Here is a 15,207-nt window from a genome sequence, read left to right on the forward strand (position 1 = left end):
ATCCCCCGAGCAAGAGCGGCGCGCACGGCGCCCTGCCGATCAGATCCATCCCCCTTGAGCGGTATCAGGCCGCTTCAGTCATCAGCCCCGCAAGATCGCGCGAAGTCACCGTTTTGGCAAGATGCACGAACGACATCGCCGCAAGCGCGGTGAAGACCGGCATCTTGTTCGCCCATGGCTTTTGGTGGCCCAAGAAGGGGGTCGATCCTTCCATCGACGCACTGATGAACAGCGAGAGGCTATGCACGTCATCCGGGCTCAGCGCAGGATTGATCTGAGACACATATTCGCCGATCACCTCATGCACCTTTCCGTAGAAAAGGCGCACACGGTCTGCGACGAACTCGCTCTGATTGGCGAGCGCCCACAATTCGGTGAACAAATGGGTTGTCCGCTTGGTCTGAATATCCTCCAGGCACAGGATGATCACCAGCTTCAACCGTTCCTCTGCGGTAAGCCCCGGCTTACGCACCATCTCGTCCAGCAACTTGTCGTAAGATTCCAGCATCTCATCCAGCATCACCTGGATCAGCATTTCCTTTCGGGGGAAATGATAGCTGACATTACCGACCTTCAGGTCGCATCGCGCGGCGATACGGCGCAGCGTGAAATCTTCCGCACCTTCATCGATCAGCACGCCGAGCGCTGCCTTGAGGATCTGGTCGACCGTTTCTGACCCGCGCGCATAGATGCCGGGTCGGGATGGAGCGGTTATCATGTTACATCTACCTTGTTGTCCGACCTATCATGGCGCGGCCGATCATGCCACCCTTCTCGCAACGGAATGAAAGGAAGGGTTGACGAATATTTGAAGAATGTCCAATATTGGGCTCTTCATAGAATGTTGGGATGATGGGGGAATTTGGAGGGCGGTTGCACTCCGGCACCACATTCTGTGACACCGCGGCCAGCTTAGGGGGAAGTTTCGGGCAATGCTTCAATCAATCAGGCACATCCGCTTTCTGCTTCTCGCCGTCCTGACGGCGACGTCGGGAACGGCGATGGCCGGCGGACCGCAGACTTTCGCAAGTCGTTGCTCCATGTGCCATCAACCTTCCGGGGCCGGGCTGCCGGGACAGTTCCCGCGACTGAGTGGCCGGGTATCCGAAATTGCCGGAAGCCCGGACGGCCGCCGCTATCTCACCATGGTGCTGCTTTACGGACTCTATGGCCCCATCACCGTGGACGACAAGAAGATAGCCGGTCTGATGCCCGGGATGGGGACGATGAGCGATCAGGATGTCGCCGACGTGCTCAACCATGCGGTGGCGTTCAAGAAGGCGGCAAAGCCTGCTCCTCCCTTCACTGCGGCGGAAATCGCCAAGGTTCGCGCCGGAGGCAAGTTGACCGCGTCGCAAGTCGCAGCGGAACGAGGACGTCTGGCGGCCAAGGGGCTGATCCGCTGAACCGTGCCGCCTCGGGTCGCGCCGCTCCTGTTCTTTCTCGCCGTACTTCTTGAGCGACGACTATTGATCGAGCCCAATCCTCTGTTATCCTTCCAAAAATAAGCAGCATGTTCTTCAAAAAAAGCGCGTGCACGGAAAAGGGATGGAGAGGATGAGGCCAACGCGTCTTTTGATGATTGCTCTCGTCACGACGGCGATCGGTACGCCCGCGGGAGCGCAGTTCAATGGGCGCGAAGATCCGATGCCCGTGACCGCGCCCAAGATCGCCGACGCCTATTGGTCTGCAAAGCCGGCGGCGCCCACGCCTTATGCAGCGCCCAACAAGGTGCACTGGAAATTGTCCGACATCCTCGCCGCTCATCGTGGCAGGACTGACTGGGTTCAGCCTATCGTCCGCAACCCGGAACAGGATGCGGATTATATTTCCATGAGTCCGGGTACACGGACGAAGCGGCTTATGTATGCTGACGACCGGGTGGTGTGGATCGTCCAGGCCGGCGCAATGCGCGTGTCGATCGACGGACAGGAGCCATTCGTCGCAACCAAGGGGTTCATGGTCAATGTGCCGTTCCGCCACTTCTATTCGATAGAGACGGTCGGCGACCAGCCCTCGCTCCGGTTCGAGGTGCGGCAGGCCGGCTCCGCCCCGCTATTTCCGCTAAACGAAACCCCCGATCCGATTGCCGGCCGCACCTATGTGAAGGTGACAGGCTCGCCCGGCCCGGCGAAGGACCGAGACACCAACCCCATCTATGTCGATTTCTGGAAGCAGATCGCGGCGAGCGATGCCCCTTATAACGGCAAGTTCGTCTGGGACGATCATTTCACCTCCAACATCCTGCGAACGAAGCCGCAGCCTGTCGCGCCCGCCACCAATCGGGGGCATTTCCATGGCGATTGGACAGAATTCTGGTTCATCATGGAAGGGCGCGTCGGCTATCAGATCGAAGGCTTCCCCTATTTCGAAGCGGAGCAGGGGGATATCGTGACGGCACAGAAGGGACGGTGGCATCGGCCAGGCAGCGCGCCAGGCGCGCCCATGTCGACACGCATCCCCTTCAATCCCCGCCCAGTCATCCTGCATAATTTCGCAACAGATTGACATCAAGTCCGATGGCGATCGCCTGCGTAGAGGATTTCCGGCATCAGGCGCGCCGGCGCCTTCCCCGGTTCCTGTTCGACTATGTCGACGGCGGTTCCTACGCGGAGGAAACGTTGCGCCGCAACGTGTCGGATCTCCAGCGGCTTGCGCTGCGGCAGCGGGTGATGCGCGACGTGTCCGACGTTCGCACCAGCACGGTTCTGCTGGGAAGAGAGGTCAGCATGCCCGTCGCCCTGGCGCCGATCGGGCTTGCCGGCCTCTATGCCCGCCGGGGAGAGGTGCAGGCCGCGCGGGCAGCCGAAGCCGCGGGCGTCCCTTTCATCCTGTCGGCCTCCGCCTGCTGCGCGATCGAGGAAGTGGCGGCTTCCGTCTCCAAGCCACTGCTCTTCCAGCTCTACATGATCAAGGACCGCGCCTTCATGGCGGACATGCTCGGGCGCGCCCGGGATGCGGGGGTGGAGACGCTCGTCATGACGGTTGATCTCATCATGCACAGTCCGCGGTATCGGGATATGCGATCGACCCTGACCGGACGCCAGACGATCATGGACCGCATGCGCCGCATGGTACAGATCCTGTCCCATCCTGTTTGGGCGTGGGACGTTGGCGTGCGCGGGCGGCCCCATATTCTCGGCAATTTCGCGCCGGCCATGCCGGGAGGCGCGGGCCTGGCGCAATTCACCGATTGGGTGTCACGCAATTTCGATCCGTCCATCACCTGGGACGATCTTGCGTGGGTGCGCCACCACTGGCCCGGCAGGTTGGTACTGAAAGGCATATTGGACCGGGAAGATGCGCTTCGTGCCGTCGATGTCGGCGCAGGATCGATCATCGTGTCCAATCATGGCGGGCGCCAGCTGGACGGAGCACCTTCGGCGATCCGCGCGCTTCCGCATGTGGCGGATGCGGTCGCAGGGCGCATGGAAATCCTCATGGACGGCGGCATACGGTCCGGTATCGATGTGTTGCGCGCCCTGGCTTCGGGGGCCGACGGCGTTCTGCTGGGTCGGGCCTGGGCATTCGCGCTGGCCGCGGACGGGCAGCAGGGGGTCGCGCAGATGCTGCAACTTCTGCACCATGAACTCAGCGTGGCCATGGCTCTGACCGGCCACAGCCGCGTCGCGGACATAGGCGGCGATGCTCTCTTGCCTGACACTTCCCTGCTTTGATCGAAGTTCCTGACGGCTCTTAGCGGACGGACGAGGGCAAAGATCGTCAGCGTTTGGCAACCAAGAGCGATGGCCAGCGTATATGCCTCGGAAATGCAATGATTGCCCCTGGTGCAGCGAAGGAGCGAAAAATGGCACGATCGGCGGAGAAGCGTGGCAAGGAAGAAACGGCGGCGGCCGCCAAGAAGGTGAAGGCGACCGGCAAGCCCGCCGGCGGCGCCCGCGGCGGCATCACTGCGCCCGTCACACCTTCGCCCGAACTTGCCGACATCATCGGCGCGAAGGATCTGCCGCGCAGCGAAGTCGTGTCCAAGATCTGGGACTATATCAAAAAGAACGACCTTCAGGACGCGAAAGACCGTCGCCAGATCAATGCCGACGAGAAACTGGGCAAGATTTTCGGCAAGAAATCGGTCAGCATGTTTGAGATGAACAAGCATCTGAGCAAGCATTTGACGGCCAAGACAGGGTGAGTTTGGCCGGTTCGTACTAGCGCACATCAGAACCGACTGTTTGCGATCCACAATCGCGCCGCCACCCGGAGAGGCGAGCGTCAGCGATGGTGCGTGTCTATATCGGAAGCTGTATCAGTATCTGGGGCGCCACTTACCGCGGCTACCATGCCTGCGGGCCTCGAGATTGCAAAATCAAGCGCTTAGTGTCAGTTGCGAGGCGATCGATGCCCAGCCTTTTCGCTGAATGGGCATATCAACTGATTGATGCGCAACGCGTCCTGAGCGCCCGATGCAAAGGCGCTGCATAGCCAGTCCAGCAACCGTGCCAAAATCAGCATGGCCGTCTCCATCCTCTCTTTTGCCACATCTTATCACAGCCTGCATGGCCGGGAAGCGGGCAAAATAGCCGAGCATGAAATGATACTGGCCAGTATGCGATTGAACTACTGTTCCGCACCGATGACGCGATAGAGGCGAATGCGGTTGCTGACCAGCGCCAGGTCCGTCGCGATCGCCGACTGCTGGGCGGCGTAGAAGCTACGCTGGCTGGTCAGCGCGGTTAGAAATGGATCGATGCCCGCGCGGTATCGCTGTTCAGCGAGGTCGTAGGCGAGCCGACTTGCCGTCACCAGCCGATGCTGCGCCGCCTGCTGCGCATCGATGGTCCCATCTCGGGCCAGTGCGTCAGCAACTTCGCGGAAGGCCGTCTGGATCGCCTTCTCATATTGCGCGAGATAGAGATCGCGCTGCGCCTTGCTGTATTCGACATTGCCGCGGTTGGGTCCACCGAAGATCGGCAGGCTTCCTGACGGCGTCGTCTGCCAGGTAAAGCCATCACCTGTGAACAGCGAGGAGAGGGCGGAGCTCGCGACGCCGATTGCAGCCGTCAGGCTGATCCGGGGGAACATGGCCGCTCGCGCCGCGCCGATGTCGGCATTGGCTGCTTTCAGCTGATGCTCCGCCTGAAGGACGTCAGGTCGCTGAAGCAGCGTGTCCGACGACAGCCCTGCCGGAACGGTCGCTATGTCTTCCGTCAATGCGGCAAGGCTCGAAGGCAGCAGCGCCTCCTCCACCGGTGCCCCCACCAGCAGGTCGAGTGCGTTGCGATCCTGCGCCACCTGCGTGATGTTGGCGGCAACATCGGACGCCGCCTGCTCGACGATCGTCTCGGCCTGGCGCACGTCCAGCTTGCCGGCCAGCCCGGCCTTGTTGAGGGACTGCGTGAGTTCCAGTGTTCGCTGCGCGCTAGCCACCGTCTGGCGGGACAGCGCCAGCAGGTCCTGATCCGCCGCCAACGTGGCATAGGCGGTGGCGGTCTCCGCGATCAGCGCGATCCGTGTGGCCCGCGCGCCTTCCTCGGTCGCCAGATAGGATTCGAGAGCGGACTGGGTGAGGTTACGCAGCCGACCGAACAGGTCGATCTCGAACGCGCTGAACCCCAGATCGGCGCTATAGCTGTCCGCCCTCTCGCCATTGCGCCGCGTGAAGCTCGCTCCCGCATCCGTAGTTACCGTCGGCAACTGCGCCGCGCGCTGGATACGATATTGCGCGCGTGCAGATTGAACATTGGCCAGTGCGGCGCGCAGATCGCGATTGTTCGTCAGCGCGCGCTCAATCACCGTCTTCAGCCGCGCATCCTGAACCAGGCTGGTCCAGGGCAGGCCGGCCGCGCCCGCCACTTGCGGCGCATAGGCTTCACCCTTGGGAAGGGCGGCGGGCACAGGCGGGACGGGCCGCTGATAATGGGGCGCCATGTTGCACCCCCCCAAGGTCATGATCGCAACGATCGGCAAGGCACCGCGCATCATGCCAGCGCCCCTGCGTCAGGAGCGGCGTGCGGCGATGGCGAGCCTGTCTTGTCGTTGCCGAACAGTCGGGCGATCGCGAAGAAGAAGAGGGGCACATAGAAGATGGCGAGCACCGTCGCGGACGTCATGCCGCCGATCACCGCCGTGCCGATCGCGACGCGGCTTTGCGCGCCGGCACCGGTGGCGATCGCCAGCGGGATGACGCCGGCGATGAAGGCGAGCGACGTCATGAGGATCGGCCGGAAGCGCAGGCGCGCGGCTTCCAGAGCGGCGTCCCAGGCATTCTTGCCCTCATGATGCGCCAGCTCCGCAAACTCCACGATCAGGATGGCGTTCTTCGCCGCGAGCCCCATCGTCGTTAACAAGCCGACCTGGAAGAAGATGTTGTTTTCCAGACCCCGCGCCCACACCGCCAGCACCGCGCCGACCAGCCCGAGCGGTATGACCAGCAGCACCGCCAATGGGATCGACCAGCTTTCGTAGAGCGCCGCAAGGCACAGAAAAACAACGAGGACGGAAAGGCCATAGAGGAGAGGGGCCTGTCCGCCCGATAGCTGCTCCTGATAGGAGAGCCCGCTCCACGCATAGCTGGTGCCGGGGGGCAGTTGCTTCTGCAGTTCAACCATCCGGTCCATCGCCTCGCCCGAACTCGCGCCGTCCGCAGCCTGTCCCTGAAGCTCATAGGCCGAAAGGCCATTGAACCGGGCGAGGGTGGTCGGACCCATCGTCCAGTGCGTCGTCGCGAAGGCCGAGAAGGGAACCATCTGCCCCGTGCTGGCCGACCGCACCATCCAGTTGTCGAGATCCGTGGGCAGCGAACGATAGCGCCCATCGGCCTGCACGAACACGCGCTTCACCCGGCCCCGATCGACGAAGTCGTTGACGTAGCGACTGCCCCAGGCGGAATTGAGCACGTCATCGACGTCGGCTTGGGTGAGCCCCAGAACCGCGAGCTTTTCGGAATCGATGTCGACCTTCAGCTGGGGCGTGTCTTCCAGGGTCGCCGCGCGCACGCCGGATAGCAGGGGGTCTTTCTGCGCCGCGGCCATTAACTGGTTGCGCAACGCCAGGAACCGTTCGCGGGGCAAGCCGCCGCTGTTCAACAGTTCGAAGGTGAAGCCGTTGGATTGGCCGAGACCCCGGATCGCGGGCGGCGTCATCGCCAGCACCTTGGCGTCGCGGATCGCGACCAGCTGCTTGGTCGCGCGCCCCGCGATCGCGCCGGCGGTGTTCGCGGCGCCCTTGCGTTCGTCCCAAGGTGCCAGGTTGATGAAGCCTTGCGCCGTATTCTCGCCCTGCCCCTGGAAGCTGAAGCCCGTCAAGATGAAGGCGAAGGCGACATTGTCCTTTTCGTCGCTGGAGAAATAATTTTGCACTTGGTCCACCGCGGCGGCGGTGCGGCTCGACTTGGCCCCCGCCGGCAGCGTCAGCTGCACCATCACCTGCCCCTGGTCCTCCACCGGCAGGAAGCTGGAGGGAAGGCGCACGAACACCAAGATCAGGATGGCCAGGACCACGGCATAAAGGCTCCAGAACAGCTTGCGCCGCGTCATCACCCGCTCGGTGCGGCGGACATAGCCGTTCGTCACCCGCTCGAACCAGCGGTTGAACTTGCCGGCCCAGCCCTTGTCGCGCTGCGCATGATCGGTGGGCTTGAGCAAGGTCGCGCACAGCGCCGGCGACAGGATCAGCGCGACCAGCACCGAAAGCAGCATCGAAGACACGATGGTGATGGAAAACTGGCGGTAGATGACGCCCGTCGACCCGCCGAAGAAAGCCATCGGCAGCAGCACGGCGGACAGGACGAGGGCGATGCCGATCAATGCGCTACCGATCTCGGCCATCGACTTGATTGTTGCGTCGCGCGGCGACAGCCCTTCCTCTTCCATCAGCCGCTCGACATTTTCCACGACGACGATGGCGTCATCGACCAGCAGGCCGATGGACAACACCATGCCGAACAGCGTCAGCGTGTTGATGGAATAGCCGAACAGGGCGAGGATGCCGAACGTCCCCATCAGCACGACCGGCACGGCGATGGCAGGGACCAGCGTCGCGCGCCAGCTTTGCAGAAATACGAACATCACGATGACCACCAGCACCACGGCTTCGATCAGCGTGTGAATCACTTCCTCCACCGACAATTTGATGAAGGGCGTGGTGTCGCGCGGGTAGACGACCTTATAGCCGTGGGGCAGGTTGGCCGACAGTTCCGCGACCCTGTTCTTCACCAGCTCGGCCGTCTTGAGCGCGTCTGCGCCTGGGGCCAGCTGCAAGGCTATGCCGGAAGCCGGATGGCCGTTCAGTTGCGCCGTGGTCGTATAGCTTTCATTGCCCAGTTCGACCCGCGCCACATCGGATAAATGAACGACAGACCCGTCGCTCTGCGTCTTGACCACGATGGCGCGGAACTGCTCGGGCGTTTGCAGCCGCATCCGCGACGTAACGGTGGCGTTGATCTGCTGGCCTGCGGGGGCAGGGTCGGCGCCGATCTGGCCTGCCGACACTTCGACATTCTGCGCGCGAATAGCGGCGGTGACGTCCGATGGCATCAATCGGACGGCGGCTAGCTTGTAAGGATCGAGCCAGATCCGCATCGCATATTGCGACCCGAAAATCTGGGTCGCGCCTATCCCGTCGATGCGCGCGATCGAGTCCTGGAAATTGTTGACCAGATAGTCGGCTATGTCCGCCTGCGTCGCGGTGTCGGTTTCATCATAGAGGCCGACCAGCATCAGGAAGTCGGTCTGCTGTTTGGTGACCGTCAGCCCCTGCTGCTGCACCGGATTGGGCAGGCGGCTGAGCGCCTGCTGCACCCGGTTCTGGACCTGCACCTGCGCCGTGTCGGGGTCGGTGCCCTTCTGGAACGTCACGCTGATGCGCGACTGACCCGTCGCGGAAGACGAGGATGAGAAATACATCAGCCCGTCGATGCCGGTCAGCTGCTGTTCGATGATCTGCGTCACGCTGGTTTCGACTGTTTCGGCCGACGCGCCGGGATAGGTGGCGTTGATGCCGACGCCGGGCGGCGCGATGTCGGGATATTGGGCGATGGGCAGCGACAGCATCGCGCCAAGCCCCGCCAGCATGATGCCGATGGCGATAACCCAGGCGAAGATCGGCCGGTCGATGAAAAAGCGGCTCAGCACGGCCCCGGCTCCTATTTCGACGCCGCGATGGCGACCGGCTTCACCTTGTCTTTGGGTTGCACCTTGTCTGTGCCCTGGACGATCAGGCGGTCGCCGGCCTTCAAACCGGCGGTGATCAGCCATTTATCGCCTATGGCCTGGCCGGCCGTGACCGTCCGCCGCTCCACCTGATTGGCCTTGTTGACCACCAGCGCGGTGGCGTTGCCTTTGGGGTCGCGGCTGATGCCCTGTTGCGGCGCGAGGATGGCGCCGGGCACCACGGACTGCGGCGCGATCACACGCACGAACATGCCCGGCATCAGCAGCCCGTCCGGGTTGGGGAAGCGGGCACGCAGCGTAACCGTGCCACTGTTGACATCGACGATCGGCTCGGCGAACTCGATGCGGCCCTCGGCCGGATAATCGCTTCCGTCCTCAAGTTTCAGGCGGATCGTGGCGCTTGCCGGCAAGGTTTTTCCTGCGGCCAGCGACCGGCGCAGCTGTAGTAGCTGTGCGCTGGACTGCGTAACATCGACATAAATGGGGTCGAGCTGCTGGATCGTGGTCAGCGGGTCCGCCTGGCTGGCGGTCACGAGCGCACCGGGAGTGAAGAGCGTCCGGCCCGCGCGTCCGCTGATCGGCGCGCGCACGAGCGTGAATTCCAGGTTGACGTTGCTCGTCTGCAGGTTGGCCCGCGCCTGCTGCACCGCTGCCTGAGCCTGGCGCGCCGTGGCGATCACATCGTCCCGCTCTTGGGCGCTTACTGCCTCTGTGTCGCCCAGCCCGCGATAGCGCCGCGCTCGGGCTTGCGCGGCCACCAGCGTCGCCTGCGCGCTGGCCAGGCTTGCCTCCGCCTGCTCGCGCGAGGCGCGATAGAGGCGGGGGTCAATCTGGTAGAGCGGCTGCCCCGCCGTCACCATCGCGCCCTCGGTAAAGAGCCGTTTCTGGATCAGGCCCGCAACTTGCGGGCGCACCTCCGACATCATGGTCGATACGGTGCGCCCGGGCAGTTCCGTCGAGATGGTCGCGTTCTGCGCTCTCAGCGTGACCACGCCCACTTCGACAGGCCCCTTCTTCGGCGGCTTCTTGTCCGCGCATCCCATCACGAGGATGCAAAGCGCCAATGGTGCGACCCGAAGGCTTTGAAGAACCGAAGATGCAAGCATGGCGGCGAACTGTCCCTGGCCTGACCAGCCGAAGCATCGCCACCGTCCTGCCGCAGGACAGGGGAAGGGGGAGAGCCGCGCAGCGGACGCTGGTCGAGAGCTCCGGCTGGCGTCGGCGGCGCGCCGACACAGCCCTCTTTGAAATTTTGCACGTTACAGGAAAGAGGAACTTGTCTTCATTGTGTCTGCGTCCGCTCTCGCAAAGTATCACTTTGTATCACCCTGTATCATGCGCGTTCGGGATGACGACTTTTCGCCCGATCGACGATAGGGAGGCTCCATGCCAGACCTTGCCCATAACGGTCCCGCGACAATCATGGTCGTCGATGACGACGCCGATATCCGCAACCTGATATTGGGACAGCTGAGGCAGGAAAATTATCGTCTGCTCGGCGCGGGTAACCTTGCCGACCTGCGTCAGGCACTCCGCCAGGAGCAGATCGACCTTATCGTGCTGGACCTCAACCTGCCCGATGGGGACGGCCTGTCGCTCTGCCGCGAGCTCCGCGCAACGGGATCGGCGGTCCAGATCATCATGGTGACGGCCCGGGGCAGCGCCATCGACCGGGTGTTGGGGCTTGAGCTGGGGGCAGACGATTATCTGACCAAGCCGTTTGAGCCGCGCGAATTGCTGGTGCGCATCCGCAATCTCCTGCGCCGTGCGCGCAGTGAACCGTCTCCGCGCCGCGTTGCCACGCGCTATGCCGCGTTCGGACCATGGCGGCTCGATCTTCAGCAAAGACGGCTCGTCGCGCCGGACGATCGGCTGGTCATGCTGTCATCGGCCGAGTTTCGCCTGATCACCCGCTTCATCGAAGAACCCAACGCCGTGCTGACGCGCGAGACGCTCTTGCCCGAAAGGCGCGCGACCGCCGCCTTCGACCGGTCCATCGATCTTCAGGTCAGCCGTCTTCGGCAGAAGCTGGCCGCCGTGCCGGGCGGCGACGAACTCATCCTGACTGTCCGGGGCGAGGGCTATGTTCTGGCGTGCGAGGTTCACTATTCATGATCCGGCCGTTGCAACGCGCCCGCACCTTCTTCGGGACCATGGCGGGGCAGATTTTCCTGATCCTTACCCTCGGCATGTCCGTCGCAGCCCTGATCGCGTTGACCGTGGCCGAGCGGACGCGGCATCATGATTTCGAACGCGTCAGGCGGCAAAGAGTGGTTGCAAGCGCCGTCGACATCGCCGAGCGGCTCCGCCGCGATCCGGCAAGGGTCGAACAGATGATGGCGGCGCGTGACATCTTCGGTGCCTATCCCGCCCCGGAAGGCGTGGCGTTGAGCGAGCCGGACGCTGACCTCGAAGCAGCACTGCAGCAGCGGTTTGGTCCCCGCTCTCAGCCGGAGGCGGGGCAGGTGCCTGTCGGTCTCTGCTTCCCCAATGAGCGGAAGGACCGCGCGGCAGGGCTGATCGATGCGCCGAAACCGGATTGCTGGATCGTGCGCTTTACCGACATGCATGGGGCGCGACGGGCGATGGCGCTTACCTTTCCCCGGATCGCCAAGCCGCCCAGCACCATCTTCAACCCGCTTTACCTGATCGTGATCGTCGTGGCTTCGGCGGCGCTCGCCATTCTTGTCGCGCGCTTCGTGGCGAAGCCGCTGCGGCGGCTGGAGCGGGCGGCGGAAGCCTTCTCGCTGTCCCTTGATCCGGAAGAAATCCCGGAAAGCGGCCCTGAAGAGGTGCGCGCCGCGCTGTCGACCTTCAACCTGATGCAGCGGCGCGCCAGGGCGGGCTTCACCGAGCGCACCCAGTTGCTCGCCGCCATCAGCCACGATCTGCAAACGCCGCTCACCCGGCTGCGGTTGCGGCTCGAACTGGTCGAAAATCTGGAACTGCGCGAGCGGCTTCTGGCCGATCATCACGCGATGCAGACCCTTGTTCGGGAGGGGCTCGACCTCGCCAGCAGCACGGAATTGCGGGAGGAATGGTCAGCCATCGACATCGATTCCCTCCTCGCCAGCATGGCGGAAGATGCGCAGGATCTGGGCCAGCCCGTTCGGTTCGTCAGCGGCTGCGGCGGCACGGTGCGGGTGAAGCCCAACGCGTTGACACGCTGCGTCGGCAATTTGGTCGATAACGCCGTCAAATATGGCAATAGCGCCGACATCAGCTGCGCGCGGGCGAACGGCAGGCTCTTGATTCATGTTCGCGATTCCGGACCGGGCGTGCCGGGCGATCAGATTTCGCAGATGTTCGAGCCGTTCACGCGTGGCGCGAGCAGCCAACCGGGCGGGCGGCACGGCACCGGGATCGGCCTTACCATCGCCCGTTCGCTCGCGCTCAGTTTCGAGGCATCCGTGCGGTTGCGCAACGCGGAAGAAGGGGGGCTCATCGCCACCATTGATATGAAGGGGTGAGAGGAAAGCCTAACCGAGCAGGCCGAAGATAATCATAGCCAAAGCGACAGCGACGCCGCTCTGCACCAACGAGGGTCTGTAGGTCATGCCGAGGGTCACAAGACACGCGACGGCCGCCACAAGCCCGATCCAGCCGACGAACGCCATACCGATGTCGTCAGCCGGATAAAGGCTGAGCAGCGACACCAGCATCAGAAGCCATCCCGCAAGATCGAGGTGCGGCACGAACGCCTTGCGCTCCCACGGCCCGAGCAGGGCAGGCCGATGACGCTGCTTGTGCGCGGCGAGGGCGAAGAGCGCCAGATAGAGAAAGCCGGCCGACGCGGTCATACCGGCATCGCCCTCGACCGCCGACCGGCAGGCTGGCTCGGGCGGCGAAGCTGCGCCCAGACGATCGCAGCAAGCACGGCAGCCGTCGCAAGCAGCATCATATTGCCGGCTGGTATCACTGCGTCGTTGGACCAGAAAGGCCCCGTCAGCACCGTGAGGCCGCAGGTCGCCGCCACCAGCCCAAGCAACAGCGGCCAACCGCGCGCAGGCGGCAAGGCAAGACCCGTCACCAATCCGGCGCCTGCGCTCCACAGCGCGACGGATACCTCGGCCTCGGCGCGCCCGGCCATGCCGAGCGGCAGCAGCCGGTTGGCGAGGAGGAAGGCCGCCATGCCGAGTGGTACGCCGCCCAGCATCCCGACATTCAACCGTTCCAGCAGACGGTTGCCGACGGAGAGCGGCGCCCGCTCCCGCCGTTTGACGACCCACAGGATCAAACCGCTGGCGATGGCGATCGTTAGCATCGCGCCGCCAAGAAAATAGAGCCATCGGGTCAAAAGCGGCGCGAAATGGCCGAGGTGCAAGCCATAGATGGTATGATAGGCGCGCACCGCCGTCCGCTTTTCGGTCCAAGCCTTGATCGGCTTGCCGCTTGCGCCATCGAAGCTCATTTCCGCAGGCAGAGTGCCGATCGCCTGCCGTTCCGTGGGATAGACGGTGACCACCGCGGACGCGTTACCCGGATTGAAGATATACACCCTGCCGATCGGAGCGCCGAAATAGGCCTGCGCCTGCCTGAGCATGGGCGCGATGGGGGCCAGTGGTGCCTTGGCCCCGCTTGCCGGGCGGGTGACGGCACCCGGCGCCATGTCGGAATAGAGCGCCGTCAGATCGTCGCCATAGAGCGCGGCCGCGGGCCAGGGCATGGTCAGCGAGGCGAGCGTCACCAGTCCGGTGAAGGTGATCATGATGTGGAAGGGGAGGGACAGCACACCCACGACATTATGCCCGTCCAGCCAAGACCGCTGGCCTTTGCCGGGGCGGAAGGTGAAGATGTCCTTGAAGAAGCGCTTATGCGCGATGACGCCCGTGATGATCGCGACGAGCATCGCCATGGCGGCGAGCGCAGCGAGCCATCGCCCCCAGGGATACGGCAGTTCCAGCTCAAAATGGAGTCGATAGAAGAACTCACCGCCCAGAGTGTCGCGTAGCAGGGGGGCACCGCTGACGGGATCCAGCGCCCGCGTGATGAAGCCATCGCCGCCATCGAAGGTCGCCTCGACCGTGTTGGACCGTTCGTCAGGCGCGGACAGATACCAGCCGTTGGAACCACCATGGACGCTGAGCCAGGATGTCGCAGCGCTGATCGCCGCGACCGGGTCGGGGTCACCCTGCACCTCTGGCCGCATCCACCGGCCGATCTCCGGGCGAAAGAGGCTGAGCGTGCCGGCAAGACACATGATGAAGAGGAAATGACCAAGCAGCAGGCCGGTCCAGCCGTGCAGCCACGCCATGCACTGCCGCGCGCCTTCGCGAACCGCGCTCATGCGCCTCGTCCTCCAAGCCAGATCAGACCAGCCATCGCTCCCGCTGCGAGCAGTATCCCCCCGAGTGCATCGCGGGGACGACGGGTCAGGAAGGCCCAGATCGTCACCCCAGGCGCAATGAGGAAGGCGGCCATGGTGGCGATCAGTACGGCTTCGGTACGACCCATTGGCAGCAGCAGCGCCAGACCCGTGGCCGCCAGCGACGCCAGCAGATACGCCCCAAGGGTAGCGGCAAGAATCCGCATGCCCACATTGGTGCGATAACGCCAGCCGTGGCGCTCTCTCTTCCCGAAAGCCTGTTTCGCATCTCCCATGTCAGTCGTCGCTGCGGCACGAGCGGCTTGAAGAGGACGCGATGATATGCATGACTTCTCCGCGGAGGTGACGCCAAAGGGGTAACCATCCATTGTTTGCAAGTCAATCGCATTAGCAAGGAACGGTGGTGCGGGATCGGATGCTTAAGACCGAACCACGGCTTGCGTAGACTCGGCAGCAAACCGTTAGTGAAATCGGCATATTCTTCGGAGAGCGGACCGGCGCTCGCGATCTCCGAAGCTCGCTGCGAAATTCCATCGGCGGCTATAATCGGCGCGGCTGCAAGCCGGGCGAAATTGCGGGCCGGGCGACAGCGAAGTGGACATATAAGTCGCAATAAACGGAAGTGTAATTTTACATATATCAACACCAATTCGTGTCTTGTGTCCTAGTTTCAATGGTTTGCAGGCGATAAACCTGTCCATTGTGTTTCGCTCATAATTTGGACGATCAAGGGAGTTGGAAGTGCAAGACGCC

The 15,207-nt window shown here is 63.4% G+C and carries 14 protein-coding genes; 6 read left to right on the top strand and 8 right to left on the bottom strand.

Annotation, left to right across the window (positions count from 1 at the left end):
- Positions 1–64: 64 nt before the first annotated feature.
- Entirely contained in the window at positions 65–718 is a 654-nt protein-coding gene (locus tag ACFQ24_RS09010; protein WP_380910464.1) for a TetR/AcrR family transcriptional regulator, read from the bottom strand.
- 283 nt (positions 719–1,001) lie between these two features.
- Here ACFQ24_RS09010 and ACFQ24_RS09015 point away from each other — a divergent pair, with 283 nt between their 5' ends.
- The 4 genes from ACFQ24_RS09015 to ACFQ24_RS09030 all read left to right on the top strand — a co-directional run bounded on the left by ACFQ24_RS09015 (position 1,002) and on the right by ACFQ24_RS09030 (position 4,150).
- On the top strand, positions 1,002–1,406 hold the full coding sequence (locus tag ACFQ24_RS09015; RefSeq protein WP_380910492.1) for a c-type cytochrome: 405 nt from the start codon (positions 1,002–1,004) through the stop codon (positions 1,404–1,406).
- 172 nt (positions 1,407–1,578) lie between these two features.
- On the top strand, positions 1,579–2,508 hold the full coding sequence (locus tag ACFQ24_RS09020) for a cupin domain-containing protein (protein ID WP_380910466.1): 930 nt from the start codon (positions 1,579–1,581) through the stop codon (positions 2,506–2,508).
- Positions 2,509–2,519: 11 nt separating this feature from the next.
- A complete protein-coding gene (locus ACFQ24_RS09025) occupies positions 2,520–3,677 on the top strand; it encodes an L-lactate dehydrogenase (protein WP_380910468.1) in 1,158 nt (385 codons plus the stop codon).
- A gap of 53 nt (positions 3,678–3,730) precedes the next feature.
- Positions 3,731–4,150, top strand: a complete 420-nt coding sequence (locus tag ACFQ24_RS09030; RefSeq protein WP_380910470.1) for an SWIB/MDM2 domain-containing protein — start codon at positions 3,731–3,733, stop codon at positions 4,148–4,150.
- 188 nt (positions 4,151–4,338) lie between these two features.
- Here the strand turns inward: ACFQ24_RS09030 and ACFQ24_RS09035 are convergent, their stop codons facing one another.
- The 4 genes from ACFQ24_RS09035 to ACFQ24_RS09050 form a co-directional block, all read right to left on the bottom strand.
- Positions 4,339–4,470: a hypothetical protein gene (locus ACFQ24_RS09035; protein ID WP_380910472.1), complete on the bottom strand. Its 132-nt coding sequence runs from the start codon at positions 4,468–4,470 to the stop codon at positions 4,339–4,341.
- 105 nt (positions 4,471–4,575) lie between these two features.
- Positions 4,576–5,940 (bottom strand): efflux transporter outer membrane subunit, encoded by a 1,365-nt coding sequence (locus tag ACFQ24_RS09040; RefSeq protein WP_380910474.1) that lies wholly within the window; start codon positions 5,938–5,940, stop codon positions 4,576–4,578.
- Positions 5,937–9,089 carry an efflux RND transporter permease subunit gene (locus ACFQ24_RS09045; RefSeq protein ID WP_380910476.1) on the bottom strand — a complete coding sequence of 1,051 codons (3,153 nt, stop codon included), beginning with the start codon at positions 9,087–9,089 and terminating at the stop codon, positions 5,937–5,939. Before ACFQ24_RS09045 ends, ACFQ24_RS09040 begins: the two co-directional genes overlap by 4 nt.
- Before the next feature lie 11 nt (positions 9,090–9,100).
- The gene (locus tag ACFQ24_RS09050) at positions 9,101–10,171 is read right to left on the bottom strand and encodes an efflux RND transporter periplasmic adaptor subunit (RefSeq protein WP_380910494.1); all 1,071 of its coding nucleotides are present in this window, start codon (positions 10,169–10,171) and stop codon (positions 9,101–9,103) included.
- A 343-nt stretch (positions 10,172–10,514) separates the two neighbouring features.
- On the opposite strand from ACFQ24_RS09050, the gene ACFQ24_RS09055 reads away from it, so the two are divergent.
- Together ACFQ24_RS09055 and ACFQ24_RS09060 are read left to right on the top strand one after the other, a co-directional pair.
- A complete protein-coding gene (locus tag ACFQ24_RS09055) occupies positions 10,515–11,243 on the top strand; it encodes a response regulator (protein WP_380910478.1) in 729 nt (242 codons plus the stop codon).
- Positions 11,240–12,598, top strand: a complete 1,359-nt coding sequence (locus ACFQ24_RS09060) for an ATP-binding protein (protein WP_380910480.1) — start codon at positions 11,240–11,242, stop codon at positions 12,596–12,598. Before ACFQ24_RS09055 ends, ACFQ24_RS09060 begins: the two co-directional genes overlap by 4 nt.
- Before the next feature lie 9 nt (positions 12,599–12,607).
- Here the strand turns inward: ACFQ24_RS09060 and ACFQ24_RS09065 are convergent, their stop codons facing one another.
- The 3 genes from ACFQ24_RS09065 to ACFQ24_RS09075 are packed head-to-tail and all read right to left on the bottom strand — an operon-like array spanning position 12,608 to position 14,729.
- Complete coding sequence (locus tag ACFQ24_RS09065; RefSeq protein WP_380910482.1) at positions 12,608–12,928, bottom strand: DUF3325 family protein; 321 nt, start codon at positions 12,926–12,928, stop codon at positions 12,608–12,610.
- On the bottom strand, positions 12,925–14,415 hold the full coding sequence (locus ACFQ24_RS09070; protein WP_380910483.1) for a PepSY-associated TM helix domain-containing protein: 1,491 nt from the start codon (positions 14,413–14,415) through the stop codon (positions 12,925–12,927). Before ACFQ24_RS09070 ends, ACFQ24_RS09065 begins: the two co-directional genes overlap by 4 nt.
- The gene (locus ACFQ24_RS09075; protein ID WP_380910485.1) at positions 14,412–14,729 is read right to left on the bottom strand and encodes a ketohydroxyglutarate aldolase; all 318 of its coding nucleotides are present in this window, start codon (positions 14,727–14,729) and stop codon (positions 14,412–14,414) included. Before ACFQ24_RS09075 ends, ACFQ24_RS09070 begins: the two co-directional genes overlap by 4 nt.
- Positions 14,730–15,207 lie beyond the last annotated feature (478 nt).

Source organism: Sphingobium olei, assembly GCF_042678845.1.
In the GTDB taxonomy this organism is placed as follows: Bacteria; Pseudomonadota; Alphaproteobacteria; order Sphingomonadales; family Sphingomonadaceae; genus Sphingobium; species Sphingobium olei.

Coding starts and splice junctions, on each gene's coding strand:
- ACFQ24_RS09010 (WP_380910464.1), bottom strand. CDS start 718: ATGATAACCGCTCCATCCCGACCCGGCATCTATGCGCGCGGGTCAGAA.
- ACFQ24_RS09035 (WP_380910472.1), bottom strand. CDS start 4,470: ATGCTGATTTTGGCACGGTTGCTGGACTGGCTATGCAGCGCCTTTGCA.
- ACFQ24_RS09070 (WP_380910483.1), bottom strand. CDS start 14,415: ATGAGCGCGGTTCGCGAAGGCGCGCGGCAGTGCATGGCGTGGCTGCAC.
- ACFQ24_RS09015 (WP_380910492.1), top strand. CDS start 1,002: ATGGCCGGCGGACCGCAGACTTTCGCAAGTCGTTGCTCCATGTGCCAT.
- ACFQ24_RS09055 (WP_380910478.1), top strand. CDS start 10,515: ATGCCAGACCTTGCCCATAACGGTCCCGCGACAATCATGGTCGTCGAT.
- ACFQ24_RS09075 (WP_380910485.1), bottom strand. CDS start 14,729: ATGGGAGATGCGAAACAGGCTTTCGGGAAGAGAGAGCGCCACGGCTGG.
- ACFQ24_RS09040 (WP_380910474.1), bottom strand. CDS start 5,940: ATGATGCGCGGTGCCTTGCCGATCGTTGCGATCATGACCTTGGGGGGG.
- ACFQ24_RS09020 (WP_380910466.1), top strand. CDS start 1,579: ATGATTGCTCTCGTCACGACGGCGATCGGTACGCCCGCGGGAGCGCAG.
- ACFQ24_RS09050 (WP_380910494.1), bottom strand. CDS start 10,171: ATGGGATGCGCGGACAAGAAGCCGCCGAAGAAGGGGCCTGTCGAAGTG.
- ACFQ24_RS09065 (WP_380910482.1), bottom strand. CDS start 12,928: ATGACCGCGTCGGCCGGCTTTCTCTATCTGGCGCTCTTCGCCCTCGCC.
- ACFQ24_RS09025 (WP_380910468.1), top strand. CDS start 2,520: ATGGCGATCGCCTGCGTAGAGGATTTCCGGCATCAGGCGCGCCGGCGC.
- ACFQ24_RS09060 (WP_380910480.1), top strand. CDS start 11,240: ATGATCCGGCCGTTGCAACGCGCCCGCACCTTCTTCGGGACCATGGCG.